Here is a 1,251-nt window from a genome sequence, read left to right on the forward strand (position 1 = left end):
GGAGGCCGGCCGGCCGCGCCGGGCGGGCGTCTCCTCCTTCGGCGTGAGCGGCACCAACGCCCACGTCGTCCTGGAACACGTCCCCGACACGGAACCCGCCCCGGCCGGCCCCGGCACGGAACCCGGCCCCGCCGGCGCCGGCACGCCCGTCGGACCCGGCGCCCTCGCCTGGGTGCTGTCCGCCAAGGACGAGACCTCCCTGCGGGCGCAGGCACAGCGCCTCGCGGCCCATGTCACCGAGCACCCGGCCCTGGGCGCCGCCGACATCGCACGGTCGCTCGCCGTGTCGCGCGCCTCGATGGAGCTGCGGGCCGCGGTCGTGGGGGCCGACCACGAGGAACTGCTCGCGGGCCTGCAGGCCATCGCCACGGGCCGGCAGGCAGCCGGTGCCGTACGGGGCGAAGCCGAACCCGGCGGCCCGGCCGACGGCAGCGGGACCGCGTTCCTCTTCTCGGGCCAGGGCAGCCAGCGCCCGGGCATGGGGCGTGAACTGCACGCCGCCTACCCGGTGTTCGCGCAGGCCTTCGACGCCGCCTGCGCCGCCCTGGACCCACACCTCGAACTCCCGCTGCGCGAGGTGGTGTTCGGGGAGGACACGGAGCTGCTGAACCGGACCGGATACACCCAGGCGGCGCTGTTCGCGGTCGAGGTGGCGCTGTTCCGGCTGGTGGAATCCTGGGGCGTACGCCCCGACTTCCTCGCCGGGCACTCCGTCGGCGAGTTCGCCGCGGCGCACGCCGCGGGCGTGCTGTCCCTCACGGACGCGGCGAAGCTGGTGGCGGCGCGCGGCCGGCTGATGCAGGCGCTCCCGTCCGCCGGGGTGATGGTCGCGGTCCAGGCCGCCGAGGCGGAGGTCCGCGAGCTGCTGGCCGGGCTGGAGGACCGGGCGGGCATCGCCGCCGTCAACGGGCCGGCGTCCGTGGTGGTTTCGGGATCCGAGGACGCGGTCTCCACGGTGGTGGACCGGCTGACCGCCGCCGGCCGCAGGACCAGGCCCCTCACCGTCTCGCACGCCTTCCACTCCCCGCTCATGGACCCGATGCTGGCCGCGTTCCGGAAGACCGTCGAGGAGGCGGTCTTCGAGACCCCGAAGCTCCCGGTCGTCTCCACCCTCACGGGCCGCCTCGTGACCGCCGAGGAGTTCTGCTCGGCCGACCACTGGGTGCGCCACGTCCGCGAAACCGTCCGCTTCGCCGACGCCGTCACCACCCTCGCTGCCGAAGGGGCCCGCACCTTCCTGGAGATCGGCCC

At 75.7% G+C, this 1,251-nt stretch carries 1 protein-coding gene; it reads left to right on the forward strand.

All coding sequences use genetic code 11. The annotated features are described in order from the left end of the window. A partial coding sequence (locus VR44_RS39455) for an acyltransferase domain-containing protein (RefSeq protein ID WP_045952515.1) occupies positions 1-1,251 on the forward strand: 1,251 nt, incomplete at both ends.

Source organism: Streptomyces katrae (genome assembly GCF_000966975.1).
Taxonomy (GTDB): domain Bacteria; phylum Actinomycetota; class Actinomycetes; order Streptomycetales; family Streptomycetaceae; genus Streptomyces; species Streptomyces katrae.